Below are 17617 nucleotides of genomic sequence, written 5' to 3'. Positions count from 1 at the left end.
GAAAATCGGTCTGGGTCCAAGGCGAAATGGGGTGTTTTCCCGCAACTGTCAAATCATCGCCATGCCGCCATTCACGTGAATGGTCTGGCCGGTGACATAGGCAGCCTCGTTGGAGGCGAGGTAGGCGACGGCGGAGGCCACTTCGGCACTGGTGCCCATGCGCCGGCTCGGGATCGCCGCCATGATCGCCTCCTTCTGCTTGTCGTTGAGCTTGTCGGTCATCGCCGATTCGATAAAGCCCGGGGCGACGCAATTGACGGTTATGTTGCGGGTCGCGATCTCCTGCGCCAGCGACTTGGAAAAACCGATCATGCCGGCCTTGGAGGCGCAGTAATTGGTTTGGCCGGGATTGCCGGTGACGCCGACGACCGAGGTGATGTTGATGATGCGGCCGTGCCGGCGCCGCATCATCGGATGGGTGAGCTCGCGGGTCAGCCGGAACATTGCGGTCAGATTGACCTCGAGCACGCTATCCCAATCGGCGTCCGCCATGCGCACGAACAGTCCGTCCTTGGTGATGCCGGCATTGTTGACCAGGATGTCGACACCTTCGAGATCGGCCTCCGCCTTCTGGCCGAGCACCTTGACCTCGTCGCGATCGGCAAGATTGGCGGGAAACAGCTTGACCCGATCGCCGAGTTCAGCGGCCAGCGCCTCGAGTTTCTCGACACGGGTGCCATGCAGGCCGACGATGGCGCCTTGCGCATGCAGCACCCTGGCGATCGCCTCGCCGATGCCTCCAGATGCGCCGGTGACGAGCGCCTTGCGGCCGGTCAGTTCGAACATATCCTATCCTCTTCTCAAAATCAGGCAGGCCGGCTGATTCGACTTTAGGTGTCGCCGCGCCAGAATTCCTCGGCTTTCACGATTTCGTCCTCGCCGCGCCTTATCCGCTCCAGCATCTCCGCGGCAAGATAATAGTCCTCAATGTCCTCCAGCCCGCGCTCGACAAACTCACGCACATGATCAGCCTCGCTGCGGCCGGTCTTGGCCACGAGAAAATCCAGGCGCTGCTCGACTTTAGGAGAAAGACGGATCGATGTGGGCATGTCGCACCTTGTTGCGATGCATGTATTCACGTGGCCGAGCGTCGGTCAATTCAAGTGAAGTGGCTCAACCAAGCGCCGCCAGTGCCGCCTCGACATCGGCCGCCGTGCCGACGGCGCCGGTGGCGATGTCGCGGTTGATGCGCCGCGCTAGTCCCGACAGCACCTTGCCGGCGCCGATTTCATAGAGCGTCAAAACGCCGTTGGCGCCGAACCATTCCACCGTTTCGCGCCAGCGCACGCGTCCCGTTACCTGCTCGACCAGGCGCCGCGCGATCTCGTCCGGATCGCTGGTCGGGGCGACCGTAACGTTCGAGACCACGGGCACGACCGGCGCGTTCTTGGTGACCCCGGCAAGCGCCTCGCGCATGATCTCGGCGGCCGGCTTCATCAGCGCCGAATGGAAAGGCGCCGAGACCTGCAGCATCAATGCCCGCTTGGCGCCCTTTTCCGTGCACAGTTTCGCCGCCAGCTCGACCGCGGCCCTGGCGCCGGAAATCACCAACTGGCCACCGCCATTGTCGTTGGCGATCTGGCAGATGGAACCCTTGGACGCCTCTGCGCAGGCGGCTTCGACGTCGGCCTGTTCCAGCCCGATGATCGCCGCCATGGCGCCCTCGCCGGCCGGCACCGCCGCCTGCATGGCGTTGCCGCGGATGCGCAGCAGCCGGGCAGCGTCCGCGACCGAAACGAAACCGGCGGCGGCAAGTGCCGAATATTCGCCGAGCGAATGTCCGGCGACATAGGCGACCTTGTCCTTCAGCGAGAAGGCGCGCGATTCCAGCGCCCGGATCGCGGCAAGCGAGACCGCCATCAGCGCCGGCTGGGCATTGGCGGTCAGCGTCAGCGTCTCTTCCGGCCCCTCCCAGATCAGCTTCGACAGGTTTTCACCAAGCGCGTCGTCGACCTCTTCGAAGATTTTTCGCGATTCGACAAAAGCTTCGGCGAGATCCTTGCCCATGCCGACAGCCTGGCTGCCTTGTCCCGGAAAGGTGAATGCGACGGCCATAGCTGCTCCCCAGAGGCTGGTTTTCCCTGCCTGTGACCAAGGCGGCCGGCCAAGTCAAGTCCGCGATAGGCCGATCCGCGACGGTTTCGGCACAGTGGCGGCGGCCGAGCGCCTGTTCCAAAAGGCTTTTTGGCGATCACTCATGATGAAAATCGCTCACGATTCGTTTGCTGGCTCTTCTTATTTTCGCCACAGGCGCTAGCTTTTCGTGACAGTACGATGACATTTCAGTGAAGCTAATGTTACGGGCCGGGGAAAGATCAAGGTGGCAAGGATTAGGAAAGGCGCAGGCAAGGCTGCGCCACAGTTTCTGGAAGGCGATCCGTCCACCGGCTATTTGCCGGGGCGGAAATGGCCGGTTATCCGCTATGGCCTCGCCAGCCTGCTCGCCGCCGCCATCCTGGTGTTTGCGATCGAATTGATCGTACGCGGCGACTTCGCCGGTACTGTCTCCTTCTTCCTGCAGCCCTTCAAGCCGGGCTGGACCACCATCATCATTTTCGCGCTGGTCCTGATCGGGCTCGACGCCGTGCTCGGCCGCAGTCACCAGAGCCTGATGATCGTCGCGCCGCTGACGCTGGCGCTGGCCTTTGTCGGCCACCAGAAGTCGCTTTATCTCGGCGATCCGCTCTATCCGACCGATTTCCTCTATTCCCGCCAGATCGTGGCGCTGATGCCGCTTCTGGTGCGCGAGCGCCCGGGGACCGCCATCGCCATGGCGATCGGCATCGTCGGCGGCCTGTCGCTGCTCGTCTATGGCTGGCGGGTGTGGCGCCGCCGGGTGCCGGCGCTCAGCCGCAAGGGCCGCCTTGCGCGGCTGACGCTGACGGTGCCGCTGCTCGCGTTTTTCGTCTCGATCATGGATTACGCCACCTTCTCGTGGACCCGCGACCGGCTGCAGATCATTCCGATCATGTGGGACCAGAAGGAAAACTACGCCTCCAACGGTTTTGCGCTCGCCTTCGCGCTCAACGTGCCGATGGCGCATGTCTCGGCGCCCGCCGGTTATTCCGACAAGGCGATCGCGGCGATCGACAGGCCCGGTGTGACGGCCACGATGCCGGCCGAGAAGCCCGACATCATCGTCGTCATGAGCGAATCCTTCTGGGATTCGACCAGGCTGCCGGGCGTCACCATCACACCCGACCCGATCCCCAATGTGCGGGCGCTGCGCTCGGGCTACATGTTCTCGCCGGAATTCGGCGGCATGACCGCCAACATCGAGTTCGAGGCGCTGACCGGCTTTTCGAACGCCTTCCTGCCGGCGGGCAGCATTCCCTATCAGCAATATGTGCGCACAACGACCCCCTCGCTTGCGACCTTCCTGAAGAGCGAGGGCTACCGGGCCCGCGCCATTCATCCGGGCACCAACTGGTTCTGGAACCGGGGCGCGGTCTACGCCGATTTCGGCTTCAACGACTTCAAGTCGGACGAGACATTGCCGCCGATGCAAAAGCGCGGGCCGCTGGCATCCGACGCGTCGATGACCGACGAGATCATCCGCGAGGCCGACGCCAGCGCCGATCCCGTCTTCTTCTTCGCCGTCAGCCTGCAGAACCACGGGCCCTACGAGCCCTACCGCTACTACAACCCGACCCACAAGGTGCAGGCGCCGATCAGCCAGTGGGCGCGTGAATCGCTGTTGAGCTACACGGAAGGCTCTTCGGATGCGGATCGCGGCCTTGAGCGCCTCATCGAATGGGCCAAGAAACGCGACCGACCGACGGTCATCGCCTTCTTCGGCGACCATCTGCCGCCGCTTGGCCCGGTCTATGTCGAGACGGGCTTCATGAAGGACAATGTCGCGCCGCGCAAGGAGCCGGCCGACCAGATGCTGCTGCATCACCAGACGCCGCTGATCATATGGTCGAACCGCACCGGTCCGGCCGAGGATATGGGCGCGGTGAGCCCGGCTTTCCTGCCCTATCATATCCTGACCACGGCCGGGATCAGCCATCCCTACTACACCGGTTTCCTTGGCCAGATGCGAGAGCGCTACCGCGTCGTCGACCGCAATTTGTTGCTGACGCCGGCGGGCGAGGCCATCCCCGACTGGGCACGGCAGAAGAACATCGACCCGGCCATCAACAATTTCCGCCTGCTGCAATACGATATGATGTTCGGCAAGCGCCGCGCGGCGCCCGACTTCTTCCCCGAAACGGTGGACAAGCTTGGCCCGCATACAAGCTGAGCCTGCGCCGGCGCGACGTCTCCTCGTCAGAGACAGAAAACCGGACAACTCATCTGCCACCTAATCCGGACAACTCGTGTGCTTACGACAAGCTTTCCGCGTGCCCTTGCCTTCTCGCCGGATTGCTGTATAGACGCCCGCAATCTGCCGGTCCTTGCTGGGGGCTGAACGGAGGGCCGGAGGTTTTTTCGAAAATCTTCGTGTGAAGCCAGAAGCGTTTCCGCCTCCCGTGTCTCCGCTCTCGACCGTCTCGTGATGCTCCTTTCTTCCCCGCCCCCTTTCGGGACCAGCGGGTCAGAGAAGTTGCAGAGGCTTTTGCCGCCGGGAACCGGGAGAGAAACGAAGAAAGGCAAAGAACTGTATGGCTCTCTACGAACATGTGTTTCTTGCCCGGCAGGACCTCTCGCAGCAGCAGGTCGATGCGCTTGTCGAACAGTACAAGGGCGTCATCTCCGCGAATGGCGGGTCCGTCGGCCGGGTTGAGAATTGGGGACTGAAGTCCCTCACCTACCGGGTCAACAAAAACCGGAAGGCCTATTACACGCTGATGGACATCACCTGCCCGCCCGCCGCGCTCAACGAGATGGAGCGCCAGATGGGCCTGTCCGAGGATGTGCTGCGTTTCCTCACCATCAAGGTCGATGCGCATGAGGAAGGCCCGTCGGCGATGATGCAGAAGCGCGAAGAGCGCTCGGAGCGCGGCGGCTTCGGCGACCGCGACCGTGGCGACCGCGGCCCGCGCTCGTTCGGCGACCGCGATCGCGGCGACCGTGGCGATCGTCCGCCGCGCAGCTTCGGCGATCGCGACCGCGGTGACCGTCCGCCACGCAGCCTTGAAGGGGGTGCAGAATAATGGTCGACATCAATCAGATCCCGACCCGGCGCCCGTTCCATCGCCGCCGCAAGACCTGCCCGTTCTCCGGCGCCAACGCGCCCAAGATCGACTACAAGGACGTGCGTCTGCTGCAGCGCTACATTTCCGAGCGCGGCAAGATCGTGCCGTCGCGCATCACCGCGGTCAGCCAGAAGAAGCAGCGCGAACTCGCCAAGGCGATCAAGCGCGCCCGCTTCCTCGGCCTGCTGCCCTACGTGGTTCGGTAAAACCCAAGCGGGCGGTTCGCCGCCCGCTTCTTCCCACGGCGACGGGCGCCGCAGGGTCTGCATCAAATCCCGGGTTGGGGCAAACATGCCCCTAACTGCCGCGACAGGCAGGACAGCGACATAGGCGCCAAGGCGCTCAAGCTTCCTGTCCTGTTCCAAACAATTCGGCGTCGATCCCGGTGATTGGCGCCCAAACAGAAGGACAAAACCATGGAAGTCATTCTTCTCGAACGCGTTTCCCGCCTCGGCCAGATGGGCGATACCGTCAAGGTCAAGGACGGGTTTGCCCGCAATTTCCTTTTGCCGCAGGGCAAGGCGCTGCGCGCCAACGAAGCCAACAAGAAGAAGTTCGAGGGACAGCGCGCCCAGCTCGAAGCCCGCAACCTCGAGCGCAAGTCGGAAGCCGCGCAGGTTTCGGAAAAGCTAGACGGCAAGAGCTTCATCGCCGTGCGTTCGGCCGGCGAGACCGGCCAGCTCTACGGTTCGGTGTCGACCCGCGACATCGCCGAGCTGCTGACAGCGGAAGGCTTCTCGGTCAACCGCAACCAGATCCTGCTCAACCAGCCGATCAAGACCATCGGTGTCACCAATGTGGCGATCGCGCTGCATCCGGAAGTCGAGGTCACCGTAACGCTCAACATCGCCCGCACGGCCGACGAAGCCGAGCGCCAGGCCAAGGGCGAGACGCTGACCACCGCCGAAGCCATCTATGGCGACGACATCAACGACAATGCGCGACCGGAAAATTTCTTCGACCCCAATGTCGAGTTCGAAGGCGAGGAAGACAACGCGTAATCGCGCCTTACGAAGCGTCGGATCGGCGCCTAAATCAATTCGTCGGCTTCCAGTCCTTTCTGGACCAATGCCCGGGCCTCTCGCCCGGGCATTTTTGTGCCAAAAGGAACTTTTCGAACCCCTATATATTGTTGCAGACTGCAGCGTTGCGCGTCCTTTGGAAGCGCAACGGACGTTGTGGATGTTGACTAGGGCGCATGCTCCCTTGCCGAAATTCGGTAGCGATTTCATGCGCGAACAGCCTGTCTGACTGAGAGGGGACGTTTGGTCATGAATATTCTGTTGAAGCGCGTACTCGACCGCCTGGTGCGCACAGGCCATCTCAAGGTAACCGGGCCGAAGGGCTTGACGGTGATTTTCGGCGATGGCTCCGGCGAACCGGTGCACATGCACATCAAGACCAGGCATGCCGAGCGTGCCATCACCTTCGATCCGATGCTGGCGGTACCGGAAGCCTATATGGACGGCGAGCTCGACATCCTTGAAGGGGGCGTTCTCGGACTGATGCGCATTGCCTTCCAGAACATGGGCAGCGGCGGCATCGACGCCACCTGGTCGAAGGCGATCGAGGGCCTGCGCCACGCCTTCCGCCGCCTGCATCAGATCAACACGGCGTCGCGTTCGCGCCGCAACGTGCAGCGCCACTACGATCTGTCGGGCGACCTCTACCAACTCTTTCTCGATCAGGACATGCAGTATTCCTGCGCCTATTTCGAGCAGCCCGACATGACGCTCGACGAGGCGCAGGCCGCCAAGAAGCGCCACATCGCCGCCAAGCTCAGGCTGAAGGCCGGCCAGACGGTGCTCGACATCGGCTCCGGCTGGGGCGGGCTCGGCCTGTATCTGGCGAAATCCTTCGACGTCGATGTCCAGGGCGTAACCTTGTCGACCGAGCAGCATGGCGTCGCGACCGACCGCGCTCATGCGCAAGGCCTGGAAAACCGGGTGCATTTCGAATTGAAGGACTATCGCGAACTCAACGAGCGTTTCGACCGCATCGTCTCGGTCGGCATGTTCGAGCATGTCGGCGTCAACCATTTCCGCACCTTCTTCGAAAAATCGGCGACGCTGCTGAAGCCGGATGGCGTCATGCTGCTGCACACGATCGGCCGATCCGGCGTGCCGTGGGCAACCAGCGCCTTCATCCGCAAATATATCTTCCCGGGCGGCTACATTCCCTCGCTCTCGGAAGTGATGCCGGCGATCGAGAAGTCGGGGCTGGTGGTCACCGACATCGAGATGCTGCGGCTGCACTATGCCGACACGCTGAAGCACTGGGGCCAGCGCTTCGCCGCCAACCGCGACAAGGCCAAGGCGATCTATGACGAGCGTTTCTGCCGCATGTGGGAGTTTTATCTCGCAGCCTCCGAGGCCGCCTTCCGCTGGCAGGATCTGGTGATCTTCCAGATCCAGATCGCCAAGAGGAACGACACGCTGCCGATGACCCGCGACTACATGGCCAAATGCGAGAAAGCGCTGGAGATGCGCGATATGGGTCATCGCGAAAAAGCCCCGGTCGCCAAGCCCGCCCGCCGCCGCAAAGTCGCGGATCCGGAATAGACCCCGGCGACTGCGCCATTGCCGCTTGCCATTACACGCCCGCATGCTGAAAAAGGTCTCGCCACCGCGAGACCTTTTTTCATGACCTATCTCCTCTATGTCGCCGCAGCGCTTGCCGAGATCGCCGGCTGTTTTTCGTTCTGGGCATGGTGGCGGCTGGAAAAGTCACCGCTGTGGCTGGCGCCGGGCCTCGTCTGCCTCGCTTTGTTCGCCTTCCTGCTGGCACTGGTCGACACGTCAACCGCCGGCCGCGCCTATGCCGCCTATGGCGGCATTTACATAGCCGCATCGCTGGGTTGGCTGTGGCTGCTGGAAGGCGTGCGTCCCGACCGCTGGGATCTTGCCGGCGCCGCGCTCTGCATCATCGGCGCCTCGGTCATCCTGCTTGCGCCTCGGGGTGCGTGATGGAGTTGCCCGGTCCACTTCGGCAAGGCGTCGAGCGCCTCCTCGAAAAGGTGCCGCTGCCGGTGCTCAAGCAAGCGGCAAGGACGCTGTCGGACCGCTACCGCGCCGAGCTTCGCGACGGCCGCCTGCACATGGCCGAGGAGATGGCGGTGAAGGCCTATCTGGCGACGCGGCTGCCGGCGACCTACGCCGCCGTCCGCGCCAGCCTGGACGCGATCAGCGAGGCGCGGCCCGATTATGCGCCAAAAACCCTGCTCGATGTCGGCGCCGGGCCTGGTACGGTGCTTTGGGCCACGGTCGACCTCTGGCCCGATCTCCAACAGGCGGTGTTGCTGGAGGCCAGCGCCACTGTGCGCAAGATCGGGGAAACGCTTGCCACTGACGCCATCACCGCCGGCACCACCTGGCTGACCGGCGATGTCACCATCGACCTTGGCGATCTCGAGCCGGCCGATCTTGTCACCTGTGCCTATGTGCTGGACGAAATCGCGCCGGCGTCACTGCCCAAACTCGTCGATCGACTCTGGCAGCTCACGGCCGATACACTCCTCGTCGTCGAGCCGGGCACGCCGGCCGGATGGCAGCGCATCCTTGCCGTTCGCCGGCAATTGATCGAGGCCGGCGCGCATGTCCTTGCCCCTTGCCCGCATGAGTTGCCCTGCCCGCTCGCGGCGCCCGACTGGTGCCATTTTTCGCGCCGCGTCGCCCGCTCGCGCCTGCACCGGCTGGCCAAGGATGCCGACGTGCCATGGGAGGACGAGAAATTCATCTATGTCGCCGCCTCGCGGCACCCTGCCCCATCCCGTGCCGCGCGGGTGATCGCGCCGCCGAAATCCGGTTCAGGCAAGGTTCTGCTCAAGCTTTGCGAAAAGGACGGCAGCGCCGGCGAAAAACTGTTCACCAAGCGCGATGGCGATGCGTTCAGGCTGGCGCGCCGGCTCGACTGGGGCGACACAATCTAGTCTCGCGCCGATTCCTGGTGCCGCTTCCTCCTCTTCGATTTTGTTCTTGATTTGTTCAACGCATCGCGTAGAATCGCGACCTTGCCGAGTCAACTGGAATCAGAGCCCCGGAATTCTGTCCTGTGGACGGTTTGCCGTCCCTGTGAACAGCGGGCATCAACGCTGATTGAGCACGAGTGATGTATATAAGTCAGCACCGGCTCTTTCTCGTTCTGTTATCGAAAAGCCGGGATCGAAATCGGGGACATCATGGCTGAGGCAGCGCGAAAATTCGGCGTCGCGGAGCAACCGCTCTATCGCGAGGCACCGAACAATATCGAGGCCGAGCAGGCGCTGCTCGGCGCCATCCTCGTCAACAACGATGCCTTCTACCGCGTCTCGGACTTCCTCAAGTCAGGCCATTTCTACGAGCCGCTGCACAGAAAGATCTTCGAGGTCGCGGCTGAACTCATCCGCATGGGCAAGGTGGCGACGCCGATCACGCTGAAGACGTTCCTGCCGGCCGACGAGAAGGTCGGCGACATGACGGTGGCACAGTATGTCGTGCGGCTGGCCGTCGAGGCGGTCACCGTCGTCAACGCCGCCGATTATGGCCGCGCCATCTACGATCTCGCCACGCGGCGCGCGCTGATCACCGTCGGCGAGGACATGGTCAACATCGCCTATGACGCGCCGGTCGACATGTCGCCATCCGAGCAGATCGAGGATGCCGAGCGGCGCCTGTTCGAGCTGGCCGAGACCGGCCGCTACGATGGCGGCTTCGAGAGCTTCACCGACGCGGTCAAGACCGCCGTCGACATGGCCAACGCCGCCTATATGCGCGACGGGCATTTGTCGGGCGTCGCCACGGGCTTGCGCGATCTCGATCGCCGCATGGGCGGCCTGCAGCCGTCCGACCTGATCATCATCGCCGGCCGGCCCGGCATGGGCAAGACCTCGCTTGCCACCAACATGGCCTTCAACATCGCCGAGGCCTATGTGCCGGCGCAGCAGGCCGACGGCTCGTTCAAGGCGGCCAATGGCGGCGTCGTCGGCTTCTTCTCGCTCGAAATGTCGTCGGAACAGCTCGCCACCCGCATCATTTCCGAGCAGACCGAAATCCCGTCGTCGAAGATCCGCCGCGGCGAGATTTCCGAAATGGATTTCGAGAAGCTGGTCGCCTGCTCGCAGACCATGCAGAAGATCCCGCTGTTCATCGACCAGACCGGCGGTATCTCCATTGCCCAGTTGTCGGCCCGCGCGCGTCGCCTGAAGCGCCAGCGCGGCCTCGACGTCATCGTCATCGACTATATCCAGCTCATGCAGGGATCGAGCTCGAAATCCTCGCAGAACCGCGTGCAGGAAATCACCGAGATCACCACCGGGCTGAAGGCGCTGGCCAAGGAGCTTGCCGTGCCGATCATTGCGCTGTCGCAGTTGTCGCGTCAGGTCGAAAGCCGCGACGACAAGCGCCCGCAGCTCTCGGATCTGCGCGAATCGGGCTCGATCGAGCAGGACGCCGACGTGGTGATGTTCGTCTTCCGCGAGGAATATTATCTGAAGAACCGCGAGCCGAAGCCCGGCACCGACGAATATATCAAATGGGAAAACGAGATGAACGAGATGCGCGGCAAGGCCGAGGTCATCGTCGCCAAGCAGCGCCATGGGCCGACCGGCTCGGTCAGCCTCGCCTTCCAGGGCGAGTTCACCCGCTTCTCCGACCTTGCCGAGGAGCATCATATCGCGGAGAGGTTTGAGTAGCCGCTTGTCCGACGTCGCACCAGAGATGCGGGACAGAAGCGCTCTACGGCGCCCCCCTCTGTCCTGCCGGACATCTCCCCCACAAGGGGGGAGATTGGCCGTCACCTACGCCAGCCTTCTTTTCTGCAACGCTGAAAATTGGCGAAGCCCGACGCGCAATCCGATCTCCCCCCTCGTGGGGGAGATGTCCGGCAGGACAGAGGGGGGCGCGAAGGATCACGGCGCGCGCCAATTGGCGGGAAGGTAGCAGTTTGGCCAAGTCCCGCGTCCAGTTCATCTGCCAGAATTGCGGATCGGTGCACCAGCGCTGGGCCGGCAAATGCGATGCCTGCGGCGAGTGGAATACGCTGGTCGAGGAAGGCACGGCAGGCGGCATCGGCTCGGGTCCGGCCAACACGCGCAACGCCCGCAAGGGCCGCGCCGTTGTGCTGACCAGCCTGTCGGGCGACATCGAGGATGCGCCGCGCATCGTCTCCGGCATCGGCGAGCTCGACCGCGCCACCGGCGGCGGTTTCGTGCGGGGCTCAGCGCTGCTGGTCGGCGGTGATCCGGGGATCGGCAAGTCGACACTTTTGACCCAGGCGGCCGCGGCACTCGCCGCAAAGGGCCACCGCATCGTCTATGTCTCGGGCGAAGAGGCCGTCGCCCAGATCAGGCTGCGGGCGCAGCGGCTCGGCGTCGCCGACACGCCGGTCGAGCTTGCGGCCGAGACCAATGTCGAGGACATCCTGGCCACCATCGCCGACGGCAAGCGGCCGGACCTGGTGATCCTCGATTCGATCCAGACCCTGTGGACCGACATGGCCGATTCGGCGCCCGGCACCGTCACCCAGGTGCGCGCCGCCGCCCAGGCGATGATCCGCTATGCGAAATCCACAGGCGCGGCGATCGTGCTCGTCGGCCACGTCACCAAGGAAGGCCAGATCGCCGGGCCGCGCGTCGTCGAGCACATGGTCGACGCCGTGCTCTATTTCGAGGGCGAAGGCGGCCACCACTACCGCATCCTGCGCACGGTGAAGAACCGGTTCGGGCCGACCGACGAGATCGGTGTCTTCGAAATGTCGGACAAGGGCCTGCGCGAGGTCGCCAATCCGTCCGAGCTGTTTCTCGGCGAACGCCATGCAAAATCGCCGGGTGCGGCGGTTTTCGCCGGCATGGAAGGCACGCGTCCGGTGCTGGTCGAGATCCAGGCGCTGGTGGCGCCGTCGTCGCTGGGCACGCCGCGCCGCGCCGTCGTCGGCTGGGACGGCGCCCGGCTGTCGATGATCCTCGCCGTTCTCGAAGCCCATTGCGGGGTCCGCTTCGGCACGCACGATGTCTATCTCAACGTCGCCGGCGGCTACCGCATCACGGAGCCGGCTGCCGATCTTGCGGTGGCGGCGGCGTTGGTTTCCTCGCTCACCGGTCTTGCCCTTCCGGCCGATTGCGTCTATTTCGGCGAAATCAGCCTTTCGGGCGCCGTGAGGCCGGTTGCGCACGCGCAGCAGCGCCTCAAGGAAGCCGAAAAGCTGGGTTTTGGAAGCGCGGTTCTGCCCTTGGGCAGCGAGGAACTTGTTGGTGGCAATGGGGCCGGGGGGATAGGGGCCGGCGCTTTCCAGCCCACCGAGCTTGCCGACCTCGTGGCGCGCATAGCCGGCTCACGGCGCAGCCGCGCCGACGAGCAAGAGTGACGCGGCTCGCCCGAGTCGTGAAAAAGAGATCGGAGTGGGGCAAAAGACATGCCGATTACGCTGCTTGACGGAATTCTCGTCGGCTTCACCCTGGTCTCGGCGATGCTCGCCATGGTCCGCGGCTTTTCACGCGAGATCCTGTCCATCATCGCCTGGATAGCAGCGGCGGCCGCGGCGTTCTTCCTCTACAAGCCGGTCCTGCCTTACGTTCAGCCCTATATCGAGAATGAGAAGATCGCCATGGCGGCGTCCGCCGGCATCGTCTTCGTCGTCGCGCTGATCGTGGTTTCCGTCATCACCATGAAGCTCGCGGACTGGATCATCGATTCCAGGATCGGTGCGCTCGACCGCACGCTGGGCTTCCTCTATGGCGCGGCGCGCGGCATCCTGGTCGTTGCCGTGGCCTTGCTGTTCTTCAACTGGCTGGCCGGCACTAAGGCTCCAGGCTGGGTCGCCAACGCCAAATCGCGGCCGCTGCTCGAATCGATCGGCGCCAAGCTCGAAAGCCTGCTGCCCGAGGATCCGGAAAACACCATCCTCAAGAGGCTCAATCCGAATCAGCCGGCCGCCCCCGAGGCCGGCGCCGAGACGCCGGCGGCTCCCGACGCACCGGCGGCTGACGCCCCGGCGCCCGACGACAGCGAAACCGACGCGCCGGCCGACAACGCGCCAGCCAACCCGCCCGCCACTCCGGCGCCGGCAAACTGAGGCCGGACAGCCCACGATCCGCGGCGCGACGGGACCAACGATGATGTGAATGCCGCACGGCGTGCGTTGCTTTCGACGCGTGATCGCCCTATATGGCGTTTTTAGCGGAGCTTGAGCCCGATGGCAGTTTCGAAGGCAGACGCAGACGACGTGCTTTCCGCCGAAGCCGACGACCATTTCCATGACGAATGCGGGGTGTTCGGCATTTTTGGCCGGCAGGACGCCGCGGCCATCGTCACACTCGGTCTGCACGCTTTGCAGCATCGTGGCCAGGAAGCGGCCGGCATCGTCTCCTATGACGGCACCCAGTTCCATGTCGAACGCCATGTCGGCCTGATCGGCGACACTTTCACCAAGCAGCATGTCATCGACAGCCTGCAAGGCAACCGGGCCATCGGCCACACGCGCTATGCCACCACCGGCGGCGCCGGCCTGCGCAACATCCAGCCATTTTTCGCCGAACTCGCCGATGGCGGTTTCGCCGTCGCCCACAATGGCAACCTCACCAACGCCATGACCGTGCAGCGGGCGCTGCAGAAACAGGGCGCGATCTTTTCGTCGACCTCCGACACCGAGACGCTTCTGCATCTGGTCGCCACCAGCAAGGAGCGCGACCTGAATTCGCGCTTCATCGACGCGGTGCGCCAGGTCGAAGGCGCCTTCTCGCTGGTGGCGATGACGGCCAAGAAGATGATCGGCTGCCGCGATCCGCTCGGCATCCGCCCGCTGGTGCTGGGCGATCTCGACGGCGCCTGGATCCTGGCTTCCGAAACCTGCGCGCTCGACATCATCGGCGCGCGTTTCGTGCGCGACCTGAAACCGGGCGAGATGGTCGTCGTCACCGCCAAGGGCATTGAGAGCCTGTTCCCCTTCGAGCCGCAGAAGACCCGCTTCTGCATCTTCGAATATGTCTATTTCGCGCGTCCCGATTCCTCGGTCGAAGGCCGCAATGTCTACGAAGTGCGCAAGCGCATCGGCGCCGAGCTGGCGCTCGAAAGCCCCGTGGAGGCCGACATCGTCGTGCCGGTGCCGGATTCGGGCACGCCGGCGGCAATCGGCTTCTCCCAGGCGGCGGGCATTCCGTTCGAGCTCGGCATCATCCGCAACCACTATGTCGGCCGCACCTTCATCCAGCCCGGCGATTCCATCCGCCACATGGGCGTCAAGCTCAAGCACAACGCCAACCGCCGCATGATAGAGGGCAAGCGCGTGGTGCTGGTCGACGACTCGATCGTGCGCGGCACCACCAGCCAGAAGATCGTGCAGATGGTGCGCGACGCCGGCGCCAAGGAAGTGCATATGCGCATCGCCTCGCCGCCGACGCGCGCCTCCTGCTTCTATGGCGTCGACACGCCGGAGAAATCGAAGCTGCTCGCGTCGCGCATGTCGGTGGAGGAGATGGCCGATTTCATCCGCGTCGATTCGCTCGGCTTCCTCAGTATCGACGGGCTCTACCGCGCTGTCGGCGAAGCCGGGCGCGACAATGAACAGCCGCAATTCTGCGACGCCTGTTTTACGGGGCAATACCCGACGCGGCTTGCCGACTTCGAAGGCTCCGACAATGTGCGCACGCTGTCGCTGCTGGCAGCGAGCGGGGCTTAGGGTCCTGTCGCAACTGTGATTGGCGAAACCGGCGGAATATCCGATCTCCCCCGCAAGGGGCGCAAGGGGGGAGATTGCACCCTCATCTTCGCTTTCGCCAATTGAAGAGGCAGAGCCAAGTCCGCCATAGAGCACTAACCTTTGGAGTTGCCCGGTGACCCCTGACCTCGACCTCTCCGGCCGCGTTGCGGTCGTCACCGGCGCCTCGCGCGGCATCGGTTATTTCATCGCCAAGGAGTTGGCCGCCGCCGGTGCGCATGTGATTGCGGTCGCCCGCACTGTCGGCGGGCTGGAGGAACTCGACGACCAGATCAAGGCGGCTGGCGGACAAGCGACACTGGTGCCGCTCGATCTTGCCGACATGGCAGGAATCGACCGGCTGGGCGGCGCCATCCATGAGCGCTGGGGCAAGCTCGACATCCTCGTCGCCAACGCCGCCGTGCTCGGCGTCATCTCGCCGATCGGCCATGTCGAGGCCAAGACCTTCGAGAAGGTGATGACCATCAACGTCACCTCGACCTGGCGGCTGATCCGCTCGGTCGACCCGCTGCTGAGGCTTTCCGACGCCGGCCGCGCCATCATCCTGTCGTCGAACGCCGCGCATTCGGCGCGCGCCTTCTGGGCACCCTACGCGGCCTCGAAGGCGGCGGTCGAAGCGATGATGCGCTCCTGGGCGCATGAGGCGGAAAACCTGCCGCTACGCGTCAACGCCGCCGACCCCGGCGCCACCCGCACCGCCATGCGCGCGCAGGCGGTGCCCGGCGAGGATCCGGAAACGCTGCCGCACCCCTCAGAGATCGCCAAGCGCATCGTGCCGCTGGCCAGCCCGGACCTGAAGGAAACCGGGCTGATCTTCCAGGCCAAGCACAACCGCTTTGTCGCCTACCGGCAGCCGGAATAAAACCTGAGTCCAGGAGGGATGAAATAGGCCTCCGGCTACGTTCTTCGAATGTAACATTCGAAACCGGAGGACCACCATGCGCAGACTGCTTCTCGTTACCGCCGCCACCTTGCTTGCAGCCGCCGGCGTCGCCTCGTCACAGGATGCGACGATGAGTTTCTTCGTCACCAGCGTGGGATCCGGCAAGGGCGCCGATCTCGGTGGGCTGAAGGGTGCGGACGCGCATTGCGCCTCGCTGGCCGAAGCCGCCGGCATCACCGGCAAGACCTGGGCTGCCTATCTCTCGACCAGCGATACCGATGCACGCGACCGCATCGGCAAGGGGCCATGGTTCGACGCCAAGGGCGTCAAGATCGCCGACGACGTCGCTTCGCTGCACAGCGACGCCAATGCCATCACCAAGCAGACAGCGCTCGACGAAAAGGGCGAAGTCGTCAACGGCCGCGGCGACAAGCCCAACCGGCACGACATACTGACCGGCTCCAAGCCCGATGGCACGAAGATCGCCGACCAGACCTGCGGCGACTGGACTATGAGCGGCGCCGAAGGCGCGGCGATGATGGGACATCATGACCGCACCGGCCTCGACGATTCGGCTGCCGCCAAATCGTGGAATTCCTCGCACGCTTCACGCGGCGGCTGCAACCAGGAGGCACTGAGGGGCACCGGCGGCGACGGCCTGTTCTACTGCTTTGCAACGAACTGAGCCGTTATCCGCAAACGCTTAGCGCATGATCCTTTCCGGAAATCGGAAAGGATCAGCTATCACGCGGCTGTGATGCCGTGGCGCACCATCCGCGCCCCTGCCGTGCTTTCGTCTGTCGTGCGGAGTTGATAGGATCACCGCAACTCCCACAACAATCACAGCGAGGAAATTCCCATGGCGGCTTCGAGCGTAGCGTTGGTCTGGTATCTGGTGATTGCCGGTCCTCAGGGCGGGATGGTCGTGCTGCCCAGCACCTTCGACACCCGCGAACAGTGCACCAACGCCGTCACCGAATACCAGAAGCAGCCGACACCGACCGGCTGGTCGGTGCAGTGCGTGCCGAGCGCTTCGCCCTTTACCGATGAAGGCGACGCCGAGGAACCATCGGCACAGTAGGCAATTTCGGCTCGCCTTCTTCTCCTTCGTGATCGGCGAAGGCTGGAATGAGAGCCAATCTCCCCCCTTGCGGGGGAGATGTCCGGCAGGACAGAGGGGGTGGGAAGGATCGCCAACCTTCACATTGTCCTGCGCCAACCACAAAACGGCCGATGACGCGGATATGATCGACTGGCAGGCCGAGGGACAGCACCCCCCTCTGCCTTGCCAGGCATCTCCCCCGCAAGGGGGGAGAATAGCAGCGTCAGCGCTGTGCGCTTACCGTCAATTCAGGCTTCTGGTTGATAGTCTGGAGCACCACGCAGTAGCGTTCGGTCAGCTTCAGCAGCGCATCGATGCGCTCCTGCGGCTCGTCGGTGTCGAGGCCGAAATTCAGCCGGATGGCGCGGAAGCCGATCGGCGCATCTTTTGCCACGCCAAGCGTGCCGCGAAAATCGAGATCGCCTTCGGCTTCCACCGTGGCGGCGCCGAGCCTGAATTCCAGCGCCGTCGCAACCGCCTTCAACGTCACGCCGGCGCAGGCGACCAGCGCCTGCAACAGCATGTCGCCCGAGCAGAGTTCGAGCCCGGAACCGCCGGTTGCAGGATGCAGGCCGGCAACGGCAAGCGCCCTGCCCGTCTCGACCTTGCAAGCGATCGAGTCGTCGTCGATCGAGCCCTTGGCCCTCAGCGTGATCAGCGCGCGCGACGCATCGCCTCGATAGGCCTCCTTCAGCGGCGCCTGCACGGCCTTGAGTGCGGTCACGTCCATTTTTCATTCCTTTCGACAGTCTTGCAAGTTGATAGCACTGTCCAGCGAGAAGTGTGAAACGCGAGGTCATTCCA

The 17617-nt window shown here is 63.9% G+C and carries 18 protein-coding genes; 14 read left to right on the top strand and 4 right to left on the bottom strand.

Going from position 1 to position 17617, the window contains the following annotated elements:
- Positions 1-48: 48 nt before the first annotated feature.
- From fabG to fabD, 3 genes are all read right to left on the bottom strand, one after another.
- A complete protein-coding gene (fabG, locus tag MESS4_RS13690; protein WP_006331526.1) occupies positions 49-786 on the bottom strand; it encodes a 3-oxoacyl-[acyl-carrier-protein] reductase in 738 nt (245 codons plus the stop codon).
- 44 nt (positions 787-830) lie between these two features.
- Positions 831-1049, bottom strand: a complete 219-nt coding sequence (locus MESS4_RS13685) for a ribbon-helix-helix protein, CopG family (protein WP_006331524.1) — start codon at positions 1047-1049, stop codon at positions 831-833.
- Positions 1050-1113: 64 nt separating this feature from the next.
- The gene (gene fabD / locus MESS4_RS13680; RefSeq protein WP_006331522.1) at positions 1114-2055 is read right to left on the bottom strand and encodes an ACP S-malonyltransferase; all 942 of its coding nucleotides are present in this window, start codon (positions 2053-2055) and stop codon (positions 1114-1116) included.
- A 265-nt stretch (positions 2056-2320) separates the two neighbouring features.
- Between fabD and MESS4_RS13675 the strand changes: the two genes are divergently transcribed.
- The 14 genes from MESS4_RS13675 (at position 2321) to MESS4_RS13610 (ending at position 16792) form a co-directional block, all read left to right on the top strand.
- The gene (locus tag MESS4_RS13675; protein ID WP_006331520.1) at positions 2321-4246 is read left to right on the top strand and encodes an LTA synthase family protein; all 1926 of its coding nucleotides are present in this window, start codon (positions 2321-2323) and stop codon (positions 4244-4246) included.
- A 361-nt stretch (positions 4247-4607) separates the two neighbouring features.
- Positions 4608-5099, top strand: coding sequence for a 30S ribosomal protein S6 (gene rpsF / locus MESS4_RS13670; RefSeq protein WP_006331518.1), 492 nt, complete (start codon positions 4608-4610; stop codon positions 5097-5099).
- Positions 5099-5347, top strand: coding sequence for a 30S ribosomal protein S18 (rpsR, locus tag MESS4_RS13665; protein ID WP_006203718.1), 249 nt, complete (start codon positions 5099-5101; stop codon positions 5345-5347). Before rpsF ends, rpsR begins: the two co-directional genes overlap by 1 nt.
- Positions 5348-5557: 210 nt before the next feature.
- Positions 5558-6142 (top strand): 50S ribosomal protein L9, encoded by a 585-nt coding sequence (gene rplI, locus MESS4_RS13660; RefSeq protein ID WP_006331515.1) that lies wholly within the window; start codon positions 5558-5560, stop codon positions 6140-6142.
- A gap of 270 nt (positions 6143-6412) precedes the next feature.
- Positions 6413-7702: a cyclopropane-fatty-acyl-phospholipid synthase family protein gene (locus MESS4_RS13655; RefSeq protein WP_006331513.1), complete on the top strand. Its 1290-nt coding sequence runs from the start codon at positions 6413-6415 to the stop codon at positions 7700-7702.
- Between the two features lie 81 nt (positions 7703-7783).
- Positions 7784-8107, top strand: coding sequence for a YnfA family protein (locus tag MESS4_RS13650; RefSeq protein WP_006331511.1), 324 nt, complete (start codon positions 7784-7786; stop codon positions 8105-8107).
- Positions 8107-9069, top strand: a complete 963-nt coding sequence (locus MESS4_RS13645; RefSeq protein ID WP_006331509.1) for a small ribosomal subunit Rsm22 family protein — start codon at positions 8107-8109, stop codon at positions 9067-9069. The genes MESS4_RS13650 and MESS4_RS13645 overlap by 1 nt, the downstream gene beginning before the upstream one ends.
- 249 nt (positions 9070-9318) lie before the next feature.
- Positions 9319-10809 carry a replicative DNA helicase gene (locus MESS4_RS13640; protein ID WP_006331503.1) on the top strand — a complete coding sequence of 497 codons (1491 nt, stop codon included), beginning with the start codon at positions 9319-9321 and terminating at the stop codon, positions 10807-10809.
- 251 nt (positions 10810-11060) lie between these two features.
- Positions 11061-12479 (top strand): DNA repair protein RadA, encoded by a 1419-nt coding sequence (radA, locus tag MESS4_RS13635; protein WP_006331497.1) that lies wholly within the window; start codon positions 11061-11063, stop codon positions 12477-12479.
- Between the two features lie 48 nt (positions 12480-12527).
- Positions 12528-13187, top strand: a complete 660-nt coding sequence (locus MESS4_RS13630) for a CvpA family protein (protein WP_006331495.1) — start codon at positions 12528-12530, stop codon at positions 13185-13187.
- 120 nt (positions 13188-13307) lie between these two features.
- Positions 13308-14789 carry an amidophosphoribosyltransferase gene (gene purF, locus MESS4_RS13625; protein WP_006331494.1) on the top strand — a complete coding sequence of 494 codons (1482 nt, stop codon included), beginning with the start codon at positions 13308-13310 and terminating at the stop codon, positions 14787-14789.
- Positions 14790-14943: 154 nt separating this feature from the next.
- Positions 14944-15690, top strand: a complete 747-nt coding sequence (locus MESS4_RS13620; RefSeq protein WP_006331493.1) for an SDR family NAD(P)-dependent oxidoreductase — start codon at positions 14944-14946, stop codon at positions 15688-15690.
- A 76-nt stretch (positions 15691-15766) separates the two neighbouring features.
- Positions 15767-16396, top strand: coding sequence for a hypothetical protein (locus tag MESS4_RS13615; RefSeq protein WP_006331492.1), 630 nt, complete (start codon positions 15767-15769; stop codon positions 16394-16396).
- A 174-nt stretch (positions 16397-16570) separates the two neighbouring features.
- Positions 16571-16792, top strand: a complete 222-nt coding sequence (locus tag MESS4_RS13610; RefSeq protein ID WP_006331491.1) for a hypothetical protein — start codon at positions 16571-16573, stop codon at positions 16790-16792.
- A 244-nt stretch (positions 16793-17036) separates the two neighbouring features.
- On the opposite strand, the gene MESS4_RS13605 is transcribed toward MESS4_RS13610, so the two are convergent.
- Positions 17037-17543: an OsmC family protein gene (locus MESS4_RS13605; RefSeq protein WP_006331490.1), complete on the bottom strand. Its 507-nt coding sequence runs from the start codon at positions 17541-17543 to the stop codon at positions 17037-17039.
- Positions 17544-17617: the final 74 nt, after the last annotated feature.

Origin of the sequence: Mesorhizobium sp. STM 4661, from assembly GCF_000359125.1 — a bacterium.
Taxonomy (GTDB): domain Bacteria; phylum Pseudomonadota; class Alphaproteobacteria; order Rhizobiales; family Rhizobiaceae; genus Mesorhizobium.
Note: the sequence above shows the minus strand (reverse complement) of the source record. Positions and strands in the feature narration are given on the sequence as shown.